Source organism: Flavobacterium pisciphilum, from assembly GCF_020905345.1.
Classification (GTDB): Bacteria; Bacteroidota; Bacteroidia; order Flavobacteriales; family Flavobacteriaceae; genus Flavobacterium; species Flavobacterium pisciphilum.
In genome coordinates this window covers 2,862,495-2,881,604 of the sequence record NZ_JAJJMO010000001.1, presented here as the reverse complement: position 1 = coordinate 2,881,604, position 19,110 = coordinate 2,862,495, and the positions used below count along the sequence as shown (strand labels likewise).

General features: G+C 33.0%; 20 protein-coding genes. 14 read left to right on the top strand and 6 right to left on the bottom strand.

The features are described from left to right. Positions 1 to 8: 8 nt before the first annotated feature. From LNQ49_RS12155 to LNQ49_RS12140, 4 genes are all read right to left on the bottom strand, one after another. Entirely contained in the window at positions 9 to 1,424 is a 1,416-nt protein-coding gene (locus tag LNQ49_RS12155; protein ID WP_229991334.1) for an ATP-binding protein, read from the bottom strand. A 119-nt stretch (positions 1,425 to 1,543) separates the two neighbouring features. Continuing rightward, a complete protein-coding gene (locus LNQ49_RS12150) occupies positions 1,544 to 2,092 on the bottom strand; it encodes a CopD family protein (RefSeq protein WP_229989131.1) in 549 nt (182 codons plus the stop codon). Positions 2,093 to 2,121: 29 nt separating this feature from the next. Beyond that, positions 2,122 to 3,141, bottom strand: a complete 1,020-nt coding sequence (gene hemH / locus LNQ49_RS12145; RefSeq protein ID WP_229989130.1) for a ferrochelatase — start codon at positions 3,139 to 3,141, stop codon at positions 2,122 to 2,124. A gap of 147 nt (positions 3,142 to 3,288) precedes the next feature. Continuing rightward, a complete protein-coding gene (locus LNQ49_RS12140) occupies positions 3,289 to 4,161 on the bottom strand; it encodes an AraC family transcriptional regulator (protein ID WP_229989129.1) in 873 nt (290 codons plus the stop codon). 228 nt (positions 4,162 to 4,389) lie between these two features. On the opposite strand from LNQ49_RS12140, the gene hemA reads away from it, so the two are divergent. From hemA to LNQ49_RS12095, 9 genes are all read left to right on the top strand, one after another. Continuing rightward, positions 4,390 to 5,637, top strand: coding sequence for a glutamyl-tRNA reductase (gene hemA, locus LNQ49_RS12135; RefSeq protein WP_229989128.1), 1,248 nt, complete (start codon positions 4,390 to 4,392; stop codon positions 5,635 to 5,637). Between the two features lie 153 nt (positions 5,638 to 5,790). Continuing rightward, positions 5,791 to 6,720 (top strand): hydroxymethylbilane synthase, encoded by a 930-nt coding sequence (hemC, locus tag LNQ49_RS12130; protein ID WP_229989127.1) that lies wholly within the window; start codon positions 5,791 to 5,793, stop codon positions 6,718 to 6,720. Beyond that, entirely contained in the window at positions 6,713 to 7,387 is a 675-nt protein-coding gene (locus tag LNQ49_RS12125) for a uroporphyrinogen-III synthase (protein WP_229989126.1), read from the top strand. Before hemC ends, LNQ49_RS12125 begins: the two co-directional genes overlap by 8 nt. Positions 7,388 to 7,460: 73 nt before the next feature. Beyond that, a complete protein-coding gene (gene hemE, locus LNQ49_RS12120; protein ID WP_229989124.1) occupies positions 7,461 to 8,486 on the top strand; it encodes a uroporphyrinogen decarboxylase in 1,026 nt (341 codons plus the stop codon). A 140-nt stretch (positions 8,487 to 8,626) separates the two neighbouring features. Next, the gene (locus LNQ49_RS12115) at positions 8,627 to 9,280 is read left to right on the top strand and encodes a hypothetical protein (RefSeq protein WP_229989122.1); all 654 of its coding nucleotides are present in this window, start codon (positions 8,627 to 8,629) and stop codon (positions 9,278 to 9,280) included. A gap of 80 nt (positions 9,281 to 9,360) precedes the next feature. Beyond that, entirely contained in the window at positions 9,361 to 9,735 is a 375-nt protein-coding gene (locus LNQ49_RS12110) for a hypothetical protein (protein WP_229989121.1), read from the top strand. A 4-nt stretch (positions 9,736 to 9,739) separates the two neighbouring features. Continuing rightward, positions 9,740 to 10,297: a GNAT family N-acetyltransferase gene (locus LNQ49_RS12105; protein ID WP_229989119.1), complete on the top strand. Its 558-nt coding sequence runs from the start codon at positions 9,740 to 9,742 to the stop codon at positions 10,295 to 10,297. After that, complete coding sequence (gene hemF / locus LNQ49_RS12100; RefSeq protein WP_229989118.1) at positions 10,278 to 11,180, top strand: oxygen-dependent coproporphyrinogen oxidase; 903 nt, start codon at positions 10,278 to 10,280, stop codon at positions 11,178 to 11,180. Before LNQ49_RS12105 ends, hemF begins: the two co-directional genes overlap by 20 nt. Beyond that, on the top strand, positions 11,171 to 12,115 hold the full coding sequence (locus tag LNQ49_RS12095; protein ID WP_229989117.1) for a DUF4421 family protein: 945 nt from the start codon (positions 11,171 to 11,173) through the stop codon (positions 12,113 to 12,115). Before hemF ends, LNQ49_RS12095 begins: the two co-directional genes overlap by 10 nt. Before the next feature lie 52 nt (positions 12,116 to 12,167). Here LNQ49_RS12095 and LNQ49_RS12090 read toward each other — a convergent pair whose 3' ends face one another. Together LNQ49_RS12090 and LNQ49_RS12085 are read right to left on the bottom strand one after the other, a co-directional pair. After that, positions 12,168 to 13,964 carry a hypothetical protein gene (locus LNQ49_RS12090; RefSeq protein ID WP_229989116.1) on the bottom strand — a complete coding sequence of 599 codons (1,797 nt, stop codon included), beginning with the start codon at positions 13,962 to 13,964 and terminating at the stop codon, positions 12,168 to 12,170. A gap of 6 nt (positions 13,965 to 13,970) precedes the next feature. Then, a complete protein-coding gene (locus LNQ49_RS12085) occupies positions 13,971 to 14,603 on the bottom strand; it encodes a hypothetical protein (protein ID WP_229989115.1) in 633 nt (210 codons plus the stop codon). Positions 14,604 to 14,832: 229 nt separating this feature from the next. Between LNQ49_RS12085 and hemB the strand changes: the two genes are divergently transcribed. The 5 genes from hemB (at position 14,833) to LNQ49_RS12060 (ending at position 19,082) form a co-directional block, all read left to right on the top strand. Further along, positions 14,833 to 15,825 carry a porphobilinogen synthase gene (gene hemB / locus LNQ49_RS12080; RefSeq protein WP_229989113.1) on the top strand — a complete coding sequence of 331 codons (993 nt, stop codon included), beginning with the start codon at positions 14,833 to 14,835 and terminating at the stop codon, positions 15,823 to 15,825. A 1-nt stretch (position 15,826) separates the two neighbouring features. Beyond that, positions 15,827 to 16,225, top strand: a complete 399-nt coding sequence (locus tag LNQ49_RS12075; protein WP_229989111.1) for a c-type cytochrome — start codon at positions 15,827 to 15,829, stop codon at positions 16,223 to 16,225. A gap of 256 nt (positions 16,226 to 16,481) precedes the next feature. After that, the gene (locus LNQ49_RS12070; RefSeq protein ID WP_229989109.1) at positions 16,482 to 16,958 is read left to right on the top strand and encodes a methylated-DNA--[protein]-cysteine S-methyltransferase; all 477 of its coding nucleotides are present in this window, start codon (positions 16,482 to 16,484) and stop codon (positions 16,956 to 16,958) included. Positions 16,959 to 17,102: 144 nt separating this feature from the next. Next, complete coding sequence (locus tag LNQ49_RS12065) at positions 17,103 to 17,816, top strand: 3'-5' exonuclease (RefSeq protein WP_229989107.1); 714 nt, start codon at positions 17,103 to 17,105, stop codon at positions 17,814 to 17,816. Positions 17,817 to 18,005: 189 nt separating this feature from the next. Then, positions 18,006 to 19,082 (top strand): winged helix DNA-binding domain-containing protein, encoded by a 1,077-nt coding sequence (locus tag LNQ49_RS12060; protein ID WP_229989105.1) that lies wholly within the window; start codon positions 18,006 to 18,008, stop codon positions 19,080 to 19,082. The last annotated feature ends 28 nt before the right edge of the window (positions 19,083 to 19,110 follow it).

The following is a 19,110-nucleotide window of genomic DNA, read 5'->3' as shown; positions in this document are numbered from 1 at the left end:
ACAGTTGTTTATGAGTTTGTAATTGGTAATGTAACTGTAAATGTAGTTCCTTTACCGTATTCTGTTTCAAAGGTAATTGTTCCTTTATAATTTTCGATGATGTTTTTTATAATTCCGAGGCCAAGACCCATTCCGCTATTCTTAGTAGTGAATTTTGGTTCAAAAACACGATCAACATCTTGCTTTTGTATTCCTATTCCGTTGTCTTTTACAGCAATTTCAACATTATCACCTTGTCTTTTGACAGTTACTAAAATCGATTTGTTTTGTTGAATTTCAGGAATAGCTTGTGTTGCATTTTTAACCAAATTGGTAATAATTCGAATTAGTTGTGTTCGATCCATTTTGGAAATAATTTCCTCTTCATCGCTCTGAAAAACAAGATATTCTTCGTTAAAGATGTCCAACGATAGCTCTACAACTTCTACCACATTTAATGTTTCGTTTTGTTGTGCAGGCATAGAGGCAAAATTTGAAAATGCCGAAGCCACAGCGGTCATAGTGTCTATTTGCTGAATTAATGTCTCGGAGTAGTCATTCAGTTTTTGCTTAACATCTGGGGCAGTAGGGTCAAATTTTCTTTGAAAACTCTGTACCGTCAAACGCATTGGTGTAAGCGGATTTTTGATTTCGTGTGCTACTTGTTTTGCCATTTCTCGCCAAGCTTCTTCTCGTTCGCTTTGAGCTAGTTTTATCGCACTTTTCTCAAGTTTTTCAACCATTCCGTTGTAAGACTTGATTAAGAAGTTAATCTCTTTGCTGCTGGCCTCTAAAACAATCTTTTCGTTTTTCTGATTCAGATTGGTTTCGCTTAGCTTATCCGAAATAGTTTTTAATGATTTGGTGATGTAGGTTGATAAGAAATAAGCTAACGCAAATGCTACAATAAGCATAAATGAATATACTTGACCCAAACGAATTAAGAACGTGTTTAGTTCATTTTCATAATAACCATCATCTTCTATATACGGTAAGTTTAAAATTCCAAGAGGCTTGAATTTTTCATCTTTGATCAAACTATAAGAAGAACGATTTTTTACACCATCTTGAGTTTTAATATCTACAAAACGTTTCTCGATAGAAGAACGTACTAGTTTTAAGATGTATTCGGGGATTGGAGGAGAAACTTTATCAACAGCAAATGACTCTTTGGATGATTTAAGTAGTTCGCCTTTAAGACTGTAAATGTTAATTTCGATATTATGAATTTGGGCTAATTCATGAATCTTATCCTTAAAAATTAAATCTAGGTTCGCCGTTTTTAAAGGATAGGTCGTTGTAGATAAAACATAGTTGATGTGCTCTTTAACCGCGTTTTCTTTGCGTTCCAACCGTTCTTGATGGTATTCTTTGGCTTCATTCTTAAATTGGATAATAGAAATTGAAGCTAGTAAAACAGAAGCAACAACAATCAATAGAATCATCGAAAGGAATATCCTAACACGCAGCGAAAGCATTGACATTTTGAAGTTGTTGAGCATTTTTTCTAGTTTACAGAGGTAGTTTGCAGCTTACTATAAGACCGAATACTACGACTGAGAAATTATTTTTTCTCTCGTATTCTTTTATAAAATTGAAAACCAAGCATGATTAAAACCGAGAATAGTATAATTCCGATTACGCCATAAATCCAGTTTACAGCATTTTTTAAAACAACCAAAAATACTACTGAGAACAAGATTATCGTTGCTCCTTCATTCCACAAACGCATGAAATTAGTGGTGTATTTTACATTGTCGTTTTGCAATTGCTTAAATATTTGATGGCATTTTCCGTGATATAAATATAATAAAAATACAAAACAAAGCTTTACGTGCATCCAAGGCATTTGTAGCCAAGACTTTCCTAAATCAGTAAAAAACAACATCCAAAAAGCAAAAAAACTTGCCAATACTGCTGAGGGCCAGGTGATAATGTACCACAATCTATATGTCATTATCTTGTATTGCTTTTGCAAAATTTCTTTTTCTGGAGATGGTTTGTCATTTGCTTCTATTTGATAAACAAATAAGCGAACGATATAAAACAATCCTGCAAACCAAGTGATTACAAAGATGAGGTGAAGTGATTTCAGGTAGTTGTAATATTCCATAAAACGTATCTAAAAGAGTTTACTAGTTTTTATTTTGCCCAGTCTTTAATCCAATTACTTACAGTTACACACCATTCGTCATCATCATTCAAACATGGAATTGCAAGGAAATCTTCGCCACCATTTTCTTGAAAATCTTCTTTGGCACGCATAGCGATTTCTTCAAGAGTTTCTAAACAATCAGTAACAAATGCAGGAGTTACAACTGCAATTTTCTTGATTCCTTTGGATGGCATTTTGTTGATTTCAATGTCGGTATATGGTTCAAGCCATTTATCGCCCGCTAATCTTGACTGGAAAGTAACACAATATTTATCTTTCGGGATTCCTAATTGCTCCACAACTAAGCGAGTCGTTTCGTAACAATGTGTTCTATAGCAAAATTCAGCTTGTGGAGTACCAACTTCACAACACATTTCGTTGGTTATGAATTTTTTATGTGATTTTGTTTTGTCCGTTTTACGTACATGACGCTCAGGAATTCCGTGATAAGAAAAAACAAGTTGGTCGTATTCAAAACCATTTAGGTGGTTTTTCATAGAATCAGCTAAATTCTTTATGTAATCAGGTTTGTTATAAAAGGCAGGAACATCTGTTATTTTCATGTTCGGAAACTTCTTCTTACGAATTTCCTCAGCTTTTACTAAAATGGTCAATGTAGATGCCATTGCGTATTGTGGGTACAAAGGAAAAAGTAATACTTCGGTAACTCCTTTGTCATGTAATTCTTGTAGCCCTTTTTCGATGGTCATGCTACCATAACGCATTGCCAATGAAACAGGAACATCCACCATAGGTTGTACCTTTTTTTGCATTCTTTCAGATAGCACTACTAGTGGAGAACCTTCATCCCACCAAATCTTTTCGTATGCATGCGCCGATTCTTCAGGTCTTTTTCTTAAGATGATTCCACGAATTAGTAATGCTCTTAATAAATACGGAACATCAATTACGTATTTATCCATTAAAAATTCATCTAAATATGGTTTTACGTCTTTTGGAGTTGGACTTTCGGGGGAACCTAGATTTACTAATAATACACCTTTCATTGTAATTTTTATTGCTTTAGGCTTTAAGCTTTAGGCTTAAGCGTTAGTTTGTTGAAATTTTTGGTAAAAATATAGATTCTTACTTTTTGATAAATTGTGATTAACTATTTTTTAATTATTGTTTGATATATAAAATTGATATTGATTTTAAATATTAGTGTTAATCGACATCAAATATTTTTTAGGAGTTGTTGCAAATTTCTTTTTGAAAGCGGCAATAAAGTGACTCCCAGTACTATATCCTATTTTTAAACCTACTTCGTTTACATTATAAGAACCGCTGTCAAGTAATTTTCGAGCATAATCCATTTTGTAATCAAATAAAAAACCATAAACAGTATCTCCGTAAATTTGCTTGAAACCCATTTTGAGTTTTTTCAAATTCAGACCAATTTCATCTGCTAGCTCTTGTAATCCTGGCGGTTCGGCCATGTTAGCAATAATGATTTCTTTGGCTTTTCGTATTTTTAAAACATTGTCTTCATCAATTAAAAAAGGACATTGTTCAGCATTTGGATCTTCAGTTCTATTAAAGTATAAACTTAATAACTCGTAGCCTTTGCCTTTGTAATACAAGTTTTTTATAGATGGATGTAGATTATAATGAAATAGTTGACTTAGTACAATTGCCATCGATGGGCTAATATTTCCTTCGTTATAATATTTTTTATCCTTGTTGTCAGCACTCAAAAAAGTAATGTAATCGGCTTCAGTTGAGAATAATGCATGAAATTTCTTAATAGAAATAATCACTGATATAACCCATGAATTAGGATCGAGCTCTAAATGAAGAGGCAATTCTTTTTGAGGATTGTACAAAAGCAATGATTTTTCTTCTTGTAGTTCTAATGCATAATTGCCTTGATTGAATAGGAATTTTGCTTTTCCTTTTATACCAAAGTGAAACTGTATCAGGCCACTACCGATTTCTCGTTGCGCATTAAATACCTCTGGACTGTCATTTTGAAAACGTATAAGCGTAAAGTCGTCTTCAATTTTTATAATTTCTTGAGAACTCATAGCGATATTTTTTTTTGTTAAAAATGAAAGTTGATCCAAATTCTTATTTAGAACAACTCTAAATAAAACATTTCGAAAGACTTGATTTTGCTGCAAAAATAACGTTTTTTGCATAATTACAATCAATTAGAATTAAAAAAACACATAGCGACACAAATAGTACTTTGAGCGTTACTTTTATAAATACTATAATGATAATTTTGTTGCACTTTTATGATAAGGGTATTTATGGAAAATAATAACGTATCGAAACATCACTATTTTTATTCAGTTGGACTGAGCTATAAAAAAGCTGATGCTGCGATTAGAGGTAAGTTCAGTTTAGACGTAGATGCAAAAACGCGCCTATTGGAACAAGCCAAAAATGAGGGAATTGAAAGCTTAATAGTTACATCTACTTGTAACCGTACCGAAATATACGGTTTTGCTGAGCACCCTTTTCAACTTATAAAATTGATTTGCGAAAACAGTAATGGTTCTATTGAAGAATTTCAAAGAGTAGGTTTCGTATATAAAAATCATGAAGCAATTAATCATCTCTTTAGAGTAGGAACTGGTTTAGATAGTCAGATCCTAGGAGACTTTGAAATTATTGCTCAAATAAAAACGAGCTTCACACAATCAAAATCTTTTGGTTTGGCAAATACTTTTATCGAAAGATTAGTAAATGCAGTGATTCAGGCTAGTAAAAAAATCAAAAATGAAACCGAAATAAGTTCAGGTGCCACTTCGGTATCTTTTGCTTCGGTTCAATATATTATAAAAAACGTTGAAGATATCGGTAACAAGAACATCTTGTTATTTGGTACAGGTAAGATAGGTAGAAATACATGTGAGAATTTAGTGAAACATACTAAAAACGAACATATCACTTTAATAAACCGTACTAAAGACAAAGCCGAAAAACTAGCTGGAAAATTAAATCTAATTGTAAAAGATTATTCAGAGCTACATCTTGAATTACAAAAAGCCGATGTTGTAGTTGTTGCAACAGGCGCCCAAAACCCTACAGTTGATAAAGCAATCCTAAATCTTAAAAAACCATTATTGATTTTAGATTTATCAATTCCTAAGAATGTGAATGAAAATGTAGAAGAACTGGAAGGTGTTACATTAATTCACATGGATTACTTGTCACAGTTAACAGATGAAACATTAGAAAACCGCAAGAAACACATTCCTGCAGCCGAAGCAATCATCGAAGAAATTAAGGAAGAATTTGTAACCTGGACAAAAGGGAGAAAATTTGCACCTACTATCAATGCTTTGAAAGAAAAACTGAACGCAATAAAAAATTCAGAATTAGATTTTCAAAGTAAAAAAATAGCTGATTTTAACGAAGAACAAGCTGAAATTATCAGCGCAAGAATCATTCAGAAAATTACAACACATTTTGCCAATCACTTAAAAGATGATGATACAATGGTAGATGAGAGTATTGAATGGATTGAAAAAGTGTTTAAAATAAGCTCTTAAAAAGGGATTGAACCATTAAGAGATTAAGAGAATCAAATATATTTAAAACCATATAGGTAATTTAAGTTAATATAAAGAGTAGCAAGATTTTGCTGCACCAAGCTTAAATAATTTATATGGTTTTAAGTTAGACCAACGGTTTAAAAAACAAGAATGGCAGACAAAATTATCAGAATAGGTACCCGAGATAGTGAATTGGCCCTTTGGCAAGCACATACGGTTGAGAAAAAACTAAACGACTTAGGGTATAAAACCAAAATTATTGCGGTAAAATCACAAGGTGATATACTACTTGATAAACCGCTTTATGAACTTGGTATCACCGGAATTTTTACCAAAACTTTAGATATTGCCATGATTAATGGCGAAATAGATATTGCGGTGCACTCTATGAAAGATGTTCCTACGGCTTTGCCTAAAGGAATTGTTCAAGCAGCTGTTCTGGAAAGAGCCAATTCATTGGATATTTTAGTTCATAAAGGGAATCTTGATTTCTTAAATGAGTCAGCGACAATTGCAACAGGAAGTTTGCGTCGTCAGGCACAATGGTTAAATAAATACCCGAATCATAAAGTAGTCGATTTGCGTGGAAACGTAAATACACGCATGCAAAAGTTAAATGCAAGTGATTGGAGTGGAGCCGTTTTTGCAGCAGCAGGACTAGAAAGAATCTGTTTGAAACCAGAACATTATATTAATCTGGATTGGATGATTCCAGCACCAGCTCAAGGGGCAATGGTAGTTGTAGCAATGGAGAATGATAATTTTGCCTTGGATGCTCTTACCCAACTTAATGACATCGAAACTGAAATAGTTACTTATATCGAACGTCAGTTTTTAAGAACTTTAGAAGGAGGTTGTACTGCACCAATAGGATCTTTAGTAACCTATAATGACGAAGAAGATACCTTACACTTTCAAGGAGCTTTGTTCTCATTAGACGGAAAAATAAAAATCGAGATTGATAAGATTGTTCCAATTGAAGAATGGAAGAAACTAGGATTTAATATGGCAAAGGAAATTCTAGAGAATGGCGGAGCAGAATTAATGAAAACGATTAAAGAAAGTTTGAAAAATGGGTAAAGACATTCGCATACTTTCAACCAAAAAACTTTTAGGCAATCAGAAACAATATTTGCTCAATGCCAATTTTAGTGTAGTTGAAGCAGATTTTATCGCTACAGAAAAAACGCCTTTCGAATTAAATCAAATAAATGACAATCTGATATTTACAAGTCAGAATGCTGTACATAGTATTTTAGAATATTCGGATGTAGAAGCTTTAAAAAGTAAAAAAGTATTTTGTGTTGGATTAAAAACCAAAGCATTACTAACAGAAAATGGTTTTGATGTAATTGCTTATACAGGTTACGCAGCTGATTTGGCTGAAATAATCACTTTGATTTATGCCAATGAAAGCTATACTTTTTTTAGTGGAAATTTACGTCGAGACACATTGCCAGAAGCTTTAAAAGAGGCAAAAATAAAATTCAATGAGATCAAAGTATATGAAACTACTTTAACACCTCAAAAAATTAACTCAGCTGTAGATGGAATCTTGTTTTACAGTCCATCTGGAATAGAAAGTTACTTAAAAGACAATCAGATTAAGAATGAAATTTGCTTTTGCATTGGCGATACAACAGCCGAAGCATTAGAGAATATCACCAAAAATATAGTAATCGCAAATTATCCAACGATAGAAAATACGATTATTCAATGTATAAACCATTATAGCGATAAGCAGTAAGCTTTATGCTATAAGCAAAAACAAATAAAAACGCTTAAAGCTTGTGGCTTAAAGCATAACGCAAATAGAAACAATGTTAAAAAACGACTTATTTTTAAAAGCACTAAGAGGAGAAACAGTTCAACGTCCACCAGTTTGGATGATGCGTCAGGCAGGAAGATACTTGCCAGAATTTATCGCTTTGCGTGATAAATATGATTTTTTCACTCGTTGTCAAACTCCAGAATTAGCTGCAGAAATAACTGTACAGCCAATTCGTCGTATTGCTCCAGATGCTGCAATCTTGTTTTCAGATATCTTAGTAGTTCCACAAGCAATGGGAATAGAAGTATTGATGAAAGAGAACTTTGGTCCGTTTTTACCAAATCCTATTCGTACGATGCAGGATGTTCAGAGAGTATATATACCAGACATTCAAGAAAGTCTTGGTTATGTTATGGATGCGATTAAATTAACAAAGGAAATGCTGAATGATGAGGTGCCTTTGATTGGTTTTGCAGGTTCTCCTTGGACAATTTTCTGTTATGCTGTAGAAGGAAGAGGATCTAAAAGTTTTGATATTGCTAAAGGATTTTGTTTTTCAAACCCAGCAGCAGCACATACATTGTTACAAAAAATTACAGACACCACTATTTTATACTTAAAAGAAAAGGTAAAAGCAGGAGTTGATGCTGTTCAGATTTTTGATTCTTGGGGAGGAATGCTTTCTCCTGTTGATTATCAAGAGTTTTCATGGAAATACATGAACCAGATTGTTGAAGCTTTGGCTGATGATGCTCCGGTAATTGTTTTCGGAAAAGGATGTTGGTTTGCTTTAGGCGAAATGGGTAAAAGCCGTGCTTCGGCATTAGGAGTTGACTGGACATGTTCAGCAAGAAATGCTCGTTACTTGTCTGGAGGAAACATTACACTACAAGGAAACTTTGATCCATCAAGATTGCTTTCACCAATTCCAACCATTAAAAAAATGGTACATGAAATGATTGATGAGTTCGGAAAAGATAAATATGTTGTAAATTTAGGTCATGGGATTTTACCACATATCCCAGTAGATCACGCAAAAGCATTTATTGATGCTGTAAAAGAATACGGTAACTAGCGTTTAGTTTATAGTACTCAATCGCAGTTTATAGTTTCGATAATTGATGCTGTAAACTGCGATTGAAAACTAAAAAAACAAGTTTAGGAATAGACTATGTATTAGTTTATTTGAAATCTGTGAAAGAATATAGAAAATAAATGTTCGCAAACATAAACTTACATAGAAACTCGCCATTTTCTTTTATAGAATATGGATTCTATGCTTATTATGCGAGCGTTTTTTTATTAGTTTGGATTCATCCCGAAGAGTATAATGTTAGTTTGATAAATGATTTTGCAGTATTAGTTGCTTTTGAATTTATAATGGTTAATTCGGGAGTTTTTATGGCTGTATTACCAAAGAGATATTCCATTTTGGTCTTTTTTCCAATGTTTGGTCTCTTTGCATATAGTTTTAATAATTCGGTAATTTCAACTAATCTTTTTTATATTTATTTGCTGACAGTTTTAAATCGAATGCGATTTGCTTTCTCAAATGTTAGTGATGAAGTTCGAATAAAAGAAATAGTAAAATCAGTTGTACGAACCATATTGTATTGCGTTTTACTTGCCGGAGTAGCATTAGGAAATGGGATAGTGCCTAAACTAGGTCTTACACCCGAGTTTTTACAAAAAGTACACTATTTTGATAAAATTAAATCCAGTGGATTAATCATGGAAAAGCCTTATGTAGCAATGTGCATGGGTTTTTTATATTATTCACTGCCCGTTTTGTTCTTTATATTCAGAAGAATAAAAGATGCTCACAATTTTTATTTTGTAAAAGAGCGAGTGATAAAAAGATATTCTTAAATCATGCTAGACATAGTGTTGTGGAAAAATATCATTTATAACTGGGATTTAATATCTTGCAGGAAACGAAAAATGAAATTATGCTAAACAAAGGACTACGAGACGAAGAAAGTACTCGAATAGACAATGTGCTTAAAGTATTAATGTCGATAGGATTTTTGCCTAAGTTTTGGAATGTCGAAGACACTAGTCTAATGGATAATGACCTTAAAAATTTTGGATTAAGCGTTGAAACTTTGGTCAGTCTTGACGAAAAAGATTTAATTACACTCTTAGTTCGATGTCATTTAGATTGGAATCAATTAGAATTATTTGGAGATTTTTTAGTAAAATTTTCTATTGTTGAAAATTATGATTTTTCAGGAAAGGCAATCGCTATTTATGAATATATTCAGCAAGAAAGCAAGATTTTCTCATTTGGAATTATCAGTAAAATAGCTGCTGCTAAAAAATAAAACCATGGGTAGTATTAATTGGAAAACAGAGCGAATTGAAAATATCCTTCCAGAAGAATTTTATAGGTTAATTGATAAGAATAGACAGCATATTGAAAAAACTTTTCCAGTAACTTTAGTTAACTCAGATACGCTAACAAAAGCAGTAAGTTTCATAGCAGTAAGTATTGATAAAGAGAAGAAAAATGAAGGTTATCATTTTTATGCTAGAGATTCAGAAACCAATGCTTTAATTGGTTATTTGTGTGTGAAAAGTATAGATACTCGTATTTCTAAATGCGAATTTGGGTATTTTATAGATGAAGATTTTCAAGGAAAGGGAATTATATCAAAGATGGTTAGCGATGCATTAGATTTTTGTTTTAACGAACTTTTAATGAATAAAGTCTTCATATGTACTTCAGAGGTTAATTTAGCAAGCCAGCGAGTTGCATTAAAGCATAACTTTCGACAAGAAGGAATTTTACGTGACGAATTTAGAAATGGAGACGGCACATTAGAAAATACAGTTTATTTTGGATTGCTTAAATCAGATTATTTAAATGAAAGAACAATTTTATAAATACATACAAGGCCTTCAGGACACAATTGTCTCAGGATTAGAAGCAGTTGATAGTCAGGCTAAATTTCGTGAAGATATTTGGGAACGCCCAGAAGGTGGTGGTGGAAGAACACGTGTAATCGAAAACGGAGCAGTTTTTGAAAAAGGCGGTGTTAATATATCGGCAGTTCATGGTAAATTGCCAGAAGCCATGCAAAAGATGTTTAACGTAGGCGAAGCTGATTTTTTTGCCTGTGGACTAAGCTTGGTTTTGCATCCTAAAAGCCCAATGGTTCCTACGGTTCATGCCAATTGGCGCTATTTTGAAATGTATGATGAAGAGGGAAAAGTAATTCAGCAATGGTTTGGTGGAGGACAAGATTTAACGCCTTACTATCTGTTTGAAGAAGATGCCAAACATTTTCATCAAATTTGTAAAACGGCTTGCGATAAACACAATCCAGGGTTTTATCCAAAATATAAGAAACAATGTGATGCTTATTTCTGGAATGCACATCGTAATGAAGCCCGCGGAATTGGAGGATTATTCTTTGATTATTGCAAAGCTACAGACGAAATGAGTATGCAGGATTGGTATAATTTTGTTACTGAAGTAGGAAATAGTTTCTTAGAAGCCTATGTTCCAATTGTTGAAAGAAGAAAGACGCTATCATATACAGATGAACAAAGAACATGGCAGGAAATTCGTCGTGGTCGTTATGTTGAGTTTAACTTGGTTCATGATAAAGGAACTTTATTTGGATTAAGAACCAATGGACGAATTGAAAGCATCTTGATGAGTTTACCACCACATGTACAATGGGTGTACGACCATCATCCTGAAGTAGGTAGTGATGAAGAAAAGCTAGTTCAAACACTTGAAAACCCAAGAGAATGGATGTGAAACTGATTTATATTATGTTTTTTGTGAGTGGTTTTGGGTGCTTTGCCCAAACAGACTCTATTCAAAAAACATATTTTAAATCATATGATGATAAAGTAACAGCAAGTGTTTATTATCTAGATACATCAAATAATTTTCAGATTGTTTATCCAGTTCCGGGAGAAGAAACAGAAACACTAGATTTAATTCCAAATCGAAAAGAGCAATTAGGAGCATCGCTTTCGTTTAAGTTTGTCGATTTATCATTTGGTTTCTCTCCAAAGTTTTTAAATGCTAATAAAGATAATACGGATTCAAAGCTTTTAAATTTTAATGCCAGAGTTTACCACAAGCATTGGATGCAAAGCTTTACCTATTTTTATCAAAAAGGATTCTATGTAAGCCAAGGGGGTTTTAGTGCCGCCTTTCCTGGATTTAGGTCGTTAAAAATTGGAGGTGCTACTTCGTATATTTTCAATAAAAACTTCTCATACAAAACTATAGCAAGCCAGAATGAATGGCAAACAAAGAGTACAGGAAGTTTTATTCTTAATTTTTCGGCTTACTATACCAATTTAAAATACAGATCAGCAGAAGATAGGATAAATGGAGATACTTACCTGCTTTCGTTGGCACCATCTTATTATTATAATCTAGTTTTAGGAAAACATATTTTGGTTTCAGTAGGATTATCTATGGGGGCGGGGATAAATATTACAGATGGTGACACTAAACTGCTTTATGAAGTAGATTCAAGTTTAAAAACAGGTTATAACTCAGATTCTTTTTTTGTGTTTATGAATGTTAACCACACCAATTTTATTCAGAGTGAAACAAATAGTATTGGGTTAAACGATAATATTTCGACTGTGAAAATTACAGCAGGTTATCGATTTAATGCTCCTAAAAAAGTGACTCAGATTTATGAAAAAATAAATAAAAAAACAGGATTATAACAAAAAGGGAGGTATTCAGCTGAATACCTCCCTTTTTAAAATCAAATTTAGATTATTTGCCAAGTTGCTCAACAAAATCTAATGTTTGCAAAATGATGTTTTTATTGGTCTTTAATGAATTTAATCTCAATTCTAATTTCAATTTGTTATCAATCATTTTCTTTGGAGATTGAAACGTAATATCGCTAAATTGTGTTGCGAATTGATCAAATTTCTTGCTATTAGCCGTTTTCGTTTCTTCACTATAGGCTTTTGAAGCTTCAGGAATATTAAGCTTTGATAAAAAGTAATTTTGCTTAAGTTCTTTTTTTATTTCTTTTACGAATGAACTATTGTTGGTGTTAAAGTATTCATGGCTATTTCCTATCACTACAACATCTTTATCCTTAATGATAAATAAGTCACCATATTTACCTTGAGTTCCAGTAATTTCATAATAATTGTCTTTTTGTATTAGCATGTTTTTGCGAACACCTAACTCTAATAGTTTGTCACCAAATGTAGGATGGGTTGAGGTAAACACCATTGTAAAAAGTGGAATTGATTTGATTTCTTTATTCTCAATTTCAATTTCTTCGTAATTGTCATCATATCCGTATGATTTTGTCGTTACTTCAACTTTCTTAACATCGTGTAAAAACAGGCTTAAATCACCGTCAAAAAGAGTTGCAGTTGCATCTTCATCTACTATAGTCGAAATTAAATCAGTAAAAATTGTAATGTCTTTTTTTATTAATCCATTATTGTTTAAAATTTCTGATGTCAATGACGGAATGTTTTTTAATGCTTCTTTAGTGTTGATATGATAAGTCATATAACCCAAAGGCTTGTCGTTTGGGAAATAATTATAAATGTTTTTATTGATTTTTCTATTGGCTATTTTCTCCATAATAGCAGCCAGAGGTTTAGAATATTCAATAACTTCTTCTACGCGAGCATTATCATTGTCAAAATAAAAATCAAGATTAATTCCTTTTATAAAATTGCCTAAGCTTTTTTCTCCAGGCATAAATTTTTGGTAATTGGTAAATAATGATAGCGTTGCATAAGCTTTGTATACAGTAGACATAGCTGAACTATAATTAATCCAAGAGGAAATATCTGCTGTAGCATTTATTTTATCAGAATATGGAGCGGTAAAACCATTTTCGAAAAGAGATTTGACAAACTTATTTCGTTGTATGGTTTGTAAACTGTCAAAAGCTTGACGCTTTAAGTCATATTCTTTGTAATAATCATCATTCCTAAGAGGTGTAACTTCTTCGGTAATTTCTTCGGTTTGAGTATGAATACCAATAGGTTCTTCAGTTTGATCTTCTTCAGGTACAGCTACATCAACAGATGTTTCTTGTATTTCAGAAGTATCAAATAAGTTCGAAGAGTATTTGTTGGTAAATTCAACAATCACCATATAGCTGTCATTCCATGCTATAGTAGATTTTTTATCTCCAGACGTTAAAAGTGAATACAAAGGAAAATCCTCAATAGTAGCTGTTGGTAAAGAATCAGCTTCTTTTTTTGCATTCAATTTTTGCATGAATTGCTTAATGTCATTTCTGTTTTTAATGGGAATTGTAACTTGATAATAGGGGATACTATCCGTGAAATTTCCGTGAATGCTTGTTTTTTGGTCTAATTTAAAAAGAGTAGCATATTGATTGATGTCAAGATCAGACTTGCCTTCAGCGTATTTGTTAATTAAAGAGTGATTTAATACATCAGTAATATTAACTTTTTTAGAAAGTCGATTGCCGTTAAATTGTACAAAATAATCGTAAGGTTTTGTATTGGTTTGACTACTAACTAGAAATGATGTTAATAAAATCAAACAGGTAAAAAAATGCTTCATAGGTAACTAGGGAATTAATTGGATTGTATTATTCATTAAAGACGATTTTTTAAGTACGCTGTACATGCTTTGTTTTAAAAATACAGTCTTTTTATTTTTTGAGATTTTACTGTTAGGATTGTCTGCAGTTGCAATATCGCGGTCAAAAGTGTAAATAGATATGATGTTTGCTTGCTCTAAATCTTGTTTTTTCTTTGGGTCTTTTACCAATTTTTCAGGAATAGGATAAGATGCAATTCTTTCAAAACCTTTAGCGCCACTGCTAAAGTGTATTTGTTCACTCTGATTATTAATGCTGTTTACAACAGCATTAAGTGCTTTTAAATTGGCATAATTGAGCTTGATAATAAAAATATAATTTTCAAAATCGGTTTTGGTGTTTACGTTTGTAATTCCGTCAATTTTTAAGGCCTTAGTTTTAAAATCGGCTAGCTTTTTTGTGATTTCCTCTTCATTCGGGATTTTCACACCATCGACTTCCTCAAGCCAAATAGCTGATTTTGTCTTAAACCATGATTTAGAAAAATCTATCATCAGAGTATATTCACCACTTTGATTGTCATGGTGTTTGATTCGTTCAGTTATCTCAAAACATCCTGTTAAGAGCAAACAGCTGCATAAAGCGAGAAATTTCTTCATTGTGCAAATTTAAATCTAAATATTTGAAAAACCTTGATATAAGAAGATTCTTAAAAAAGATTTTTAAAACAGTAAATTTTAGATAATATTAACGCTTTCTAAACGATGCTAAAAGCCTTATTCTGTTGATTTTTCTTTAACTTTGCGACACAATTTTAATTTCAACTTTAAAATGAATGCGAAGCCTTTTTTGCATTAGCGTTCTTCTTAAAAAATATAAAAATCATATATGTTCCCACTACAAAGAAACCGCCGTTTAAGAACTAATGAATCTATTCGCTCTTTAGTTCGTGAAACTACCCTAAGTCCAAACGATTTTATGCTTCCTATGTTTATTGCAGAAGGAAAAGATGTAAAAATCGAAATTCCATCAATGCCGGGAATCTACCGCCATTCATTAGACAATACCATTAAAGAAGTAAAAGAAGCTTGGGCACTTGGTATAAAAGCAGTAAATCTTTATGTAAAAGTAAGTGAGAACCTTAAAGACAATAAAGGGGTAGAATCTTGGAATAAAGACGGGTTAATGCAACAAAGCATTCGTGCGATAAAAGATGCAGTTCCTGAAATGATTGTAATGCCAGACGTAGCACTAGATCCATATTCTATTTACGGACATGATGGAATTATAGAAAAAGGACAAGTTATAAACGATGCAACGGTAGATGCGTTAACTCGTATGAGTTTAAGCCATGCTGATGCAGGAGCCGATTTTGTGGCACCAAGTGATATGATGGATGGACGTGTTTTGGCTATTAGAAAAGCATTAGAAGAAAATGGACATCATAATGTGGGAATCATGAGTTATAGCGCTAAGTATGCTTCGGCATTTTACGGCCCATTCCGTGATGCTTTAGATTCAGCTCCAGTAGATCAACAAGAAGTTCCAAAAGACAAGAAAACGTACCAAATGGATTATGCAAACCGTATCGAAGGAATTCGTGAGGCATTGCTAGATGTAGAAGAGGGTGCAGATATCGTAATGGTAAAACCAGGAATGGCATATCTTGATATTGTTCGTGAGGTAAAAAATGCTGTTCATGTTCCCGTAGCTGTATATCAAGTTTCAGGCGAATACGCTATGGTAAAGGCCGCAGCCGAAAGAGGATGGTTAGATCACGACAAAATTATGATTGAGCAACTATATTGCATTAAGAGAGCAGGAGCGAGTATTATCTCGACTTATTTTGCCAAAGAAGCTGCGGTAATACTAAACAAATAATATGAAAAATACATTATTTGCATTTGCACTACTTGCGTTTACTTCTTGTAAAAAAGAAGAAAAAGTAAACATAGATAATTCTGGAATGCCAATTGAAGCGAGTGAATCAGCAGCAATTCAAACACCTGTAGAATTAGGAAAGTCAATTTTTGAAGGACAAGGCAATTGCTTTGCTTGCCATCAGGTAGATCAAAAAGTTATTGGTCCAAGTATCAAAGAAATTGCAAAAATATACAAAGAGAAAAACGGAGACATAGTTACATTCCTTAAAGGAAAAGGGGAACCAATCGTTGATCCGAGTCAGTTTGAGGTTATGAAAACAAATTTTCCAGTAACACAAGCCATGTCAGACGAAGAACTTAAAGCACTAGAAGCTTATTTCTACAGTTATTTAAAGTAGAAGCTAATCCTGCTATTCGTTATATCTTTAATGTTTTTGGTAGCAAAAACATAAAGGATGTCGCTACTTCCGATAACAATCAGGATAGGGCTAAAAATAAAACCATTCGTATTTACGAGTGGTTTTTTTCTTTACAACAGTTTCAGACAATTTTGTCGTTTTGGTAAAGATGAGATTTACATAGGCAATTCATCAATCTGAGGGGAATAAGGGTGACGTTGTAAATCGGTATCGTTATTTTTTTTACTTTTATAAAATGGAAACAGCATACATCAATTCGCCTTTAGGAATCACCAAAATTGTTGGAGATGAAAATGGAATCTCTGAGATTACGGTTGCTAAGGCAGGTGGCAATGAGGTTTCTGAGGTAATTGCAACAGAATTGCAAGAAGCTGTTTCGCAATTAAATGATTATTTCTTAGGCAAAAGAACCGACTTTGATTTTAAACTCAATCCCAAAGGAACCGATTTTCAACAACGAGTTTGGAAAGGATTACTTGAGATACCTTATGGTAAAACAATGAGTTATTTGCAATTATCTAAAAAGCTCGGAGATGTTAAAGCAATTCGTGCAGTAGCATCTGCAAATGGGAAAAATCCACTTTGGATTGTTGTTCCCTGCCACCGTGTAATAGGAACCGATGGATCATTAACAGGATATGCAGGAGGATTATGGCGTAAGAAATGGTTGTTGGATCACGAAAACCCATTAAAACAACAAAGTTTGTTCTAGACAATGTTTAAAAATAGTGAGAATTTTGCACATATTTGTAAGGAAGAGAATAGGTAAAATCTACTTCTTAAAAGGTTTGTAAAGCCGTATAATAATGTAAGTTTTGCATCCAAAGGATTCAAGAAGTCTTAAAAGTCCAAAATAATGATTGAAAAATTAAATCTAAATAACATCCTTTTTCTTGATATAGAAACCGTTCCCGAAACAGCCGATTTTGGAGAACTAGATGATGAGATGAAAGAACTTTGGGAACATAAAACGCAATACCAACGAAAAGAGGATTTTACAGCCGAAGAGTTTTATGACCGAGCTGGAATTTGGGCTGAGTTTGGTAAAATTGTTTGTATTTCAGTTGGGTATTTTACGATCAAAGGTGATATTCGAAATTTTCGAGTGACTTCATTTTTTGGAGATGAGGTGAAAATCTTGAGAGACTTCAATAATTTATTGAATAATCATTACAACAAACCATACCATGTTTTGTGTGGGCATAATGCAAAGGAGTTTGATATTCCATTTATTGCTAGGCGAATGATTATCAATCAAATTGCTATTCCAGATAAGCTAAATCTATTTGGGAAAAAACCATGGGAAATCCCACATTTAGATACGTTAGAATTATGGAAGTTTGGGGATTATAAGCACTTTACTTCCTTGAAATTATTGACAAAAATCCTTGGTATCCCTTCACCAAAAGGAGATATAGACGGAAGTCAGGTAGCACATGTTTTTTATGTAGAGAAAGATATTGATAGAATCGTCACGTATTGTGAAAAAGATACCATAGCAGTGGCACAAATTTTTCTTCGCTTACGACGTGAGGATTTATTAATTGATGATGAGATAATTCATGTTTAGTTTTTAGAGATTCAAAGGTGCAGAGATGCAAAGGAACAAAGGGTCAATGATAAAAACAAACGAAGATAAAATTTACGCTTTAGCGTCTTTTCGGGGAACAATTAAAAAACAAGATGTTTTGCTAAATGACTTAACTAAAATGGTTTAAGTGTGTTTATATAACTCATCTATTTTAATCAAATTTAAAAAATGACACATCCAGAAATAGCTTTTTTAAGAATGGCTTCTCAGAAAATTTTGAAGACAAATTTTCATGAACCTCAAGAAATTGTAAAACATTTAGGGGCTATGCAGGCGCAAGATTACGCAATGGCAAAATGGGCAATTGGCTCACGATGTGATGCATCTGAAAAGAGTATAGAAGAAGCTATTAATTCAGGTAAAATTATCAGAACGCATATTCTACGTCCCACTTGGCATTTTGTTTCAGCCGAAGATATTTATTGGATGCTAGATATTTCGGGACCTCAAGTAAAAAAGATTGTACTTTCGGCGGCTAAAAAAAATGGTCTTGACGATAAGAAGCTACATAAAATTAATGCGTCAATCGAAAAGATTTTAGCAGGGAACAATTCGTTAACCCGTGAGGAGATAATGAGGGAGCTCAATGTTAAAAATGATTCCAGTCAGGGTTTTTTGAATAGCACTATCGTTATGATGAATGCTGAACTAGATGGGTTAGTTTGTAATGGAACAATGAAAGGAAAGCAGTTAACATATTCATTGCTTGAAGAAAAAGTTCCGAGAACAAATACTAAACTGACAAAAGAGGAGGGACTAGCAAAACTAGCAAAACGATATTTTGAAAGTCACGGGCCTGCAACACTACTAGATTTTACGTGGTGGTCAGGTTTTCCTGCAACAACGGCAAAGCTAGCTGTTCATTCAATTGAAACAGAGTTAGATTCGATTGAAGTTGATGGCAAAAAGTATTGGTTTAAAAAAGGACTTCCTTCAGAAATTAATACTCCCAAAAGCATTCATTTTCTTCCTTCGTTTGATGAGATTTTAATTTCATATAAAACCCGTGAAATAACCATTGCCAAAGAGCATCAAGCCAGTGCTTTTACTAATAATGGTATCTTTTGGCCAATAATTATTGAAGATGAAAAAGTTATTGGAACATGGAAACGAGCAGTCAAAAAGGAACATACAAAAATAGAAACTAATTTTTTTGAAACGATTCCAGCTGATAAAAAGAGTCTTGTTTTCGAAGCTATTAAACCTTTTGAGAGCTACTTAGAAACTAAAATTGTTATCGGATAACCTGATGTTTTAGTAAAAATAGGTGGTT

Excerpts from the sequence above, each read along its gene's own strand:
- LNQ49_RS12070 (WP_229989109.1), top strand. The coding sequence starts at position 16,482 with ATGGAAACAGCATACATCAATTCGCCTTTAGGAATCACCAAAATTGTT.
- LNQ49_RS12085 (WP_229989115.1), bottom strand. The coding sequence starts at position 14,603 with ATGAAGAAATTTCTCGCTTTATGCAGCTGTTTGCTCTTAACAGGATGT.
- LNQ49_RS12115 (WP_229989122.1), top strand. The coding sequence starts at position 8,627 with ATGTTCGCAAACATAAACTTACATAGAAACTCGCCATTTTCTTTTATA.
- LNQ49_RS12110 (WP_229989121.1), top strand. The coding sequence starts at position 9,361 with ATGCTAAACAAAGGACTACGAGACGAAGAAAGTACTCGAATAGACAAT.
- hemH (WP_229989130.1), bottom strand. The coding sequence starts at position 3,141 with ATGAAAGGTGTATTATTAGTAAATCTAGGTTCCCCCGAAAGTCCAACT.
- LNQ49_RS12095 (WP_229989117.1), top strand. The coding sequence starts at position 11,171 with ATGGATGTGAAACTGATTTATATTATGTTTTTTGTGAGTGGTTTTGGG.
- LNQ49_RS12075 (WP_229989111.1), top strand. The coding sequence starts at position 15,827 with ATGAAAAATACATTATTTGCATTTGCACTACTTGCGTTTACTTCTTGT.
- LNQ49_RS12150 (WP_229989131.1), bottom strand. The coding sequence starts at position 2,092 with ATGGAATATTACAACTACCTGAAATCACTTCACCTCATCTTTGTAATC.
- LNQ49_RS12155 (WP_229991334.1), bottom strand. The coding sequence starts at position 1,424 with ATGATTCTATTGATTGTTGTTGCTTCTGTTTTACTAGCTTCAATTTCT.
- hemA (WP_229989128.1), top strand. The coding sequence starts at position 4,390 with ATGGAAAATAATAACGTATCGAAACATCACTATTTTTATTCAGTTGGA.
- LNQ49_RS12060 (WP_229989105.1), top strand. The coding sequence starts at position 18,006 with ATGACACATCCAGAAATAGCTTTTTTAAGAATGGCTTCTCAGAAAATT.
- LNQ49_RS12090 (WP_229989116.1), bottom strand. The coding sequence starts at position 13,964 with ATGAAGCATTTTTTTACCTGTTTGATTTTATTAACATCATTTCTAGTT.
- hemC (WP_229989127.1), top strand. The coding sequence starts at position 5,791 with ATGGCAGACAAAATTATCAGAATAGGTACCCGAGATAGTGAATTGGCC.
- hemE (WP_229989124.1), top strand. The coding sequence starts at position 7,461 with ATGTTAAAAAACGACTTATTTTTAAAAGCACTAAGAGGAGAAACAGTT.
- LNQ49_RS12140 (WP_229989129.1), bottom strand. The coding sequence starts at position 4,161 with ATGAGTTCTCAAGAAATTATAAAAATTGAAGACGACTTTACGCTTATA.
- hemB (WP_229989113.1), top strand. The coding sequence starts at position 14,833 with ATGTTCCCACTACAAAGAAACCGCCGTTTAAGAACTAATGAATCTATT.
- LNQ49_RS12105 (WP_229989119.1), top strand. The coding sequence starts at position 9,740 with ATGGGTAGTATTAATTGGAAAACAGAGCGAATTGAAAATATCCTTCCA.
- hemF (WP_229989118.1), top strand. The coding sequence starts at position 10,278 with ATGAAAGAACAATTTTATAAATACATACAAGGCCTTCAGGACACAATT.
- LNQ49_RS12065 (WP_229989107.1), top strand. The coding sequence starts at position 17,103 with ATGATTGAAAAATTAAATCTAAATAACATCCTTTTTCTTGATATAGAA.
- LNQ49_RS12125 (WP_229989126.1), top strand. The coding sequence starts at position 6,713 with ATGGGTAAAGACATTCGCATACTTTCAACCAAAAAACTTTTAGGCAAT.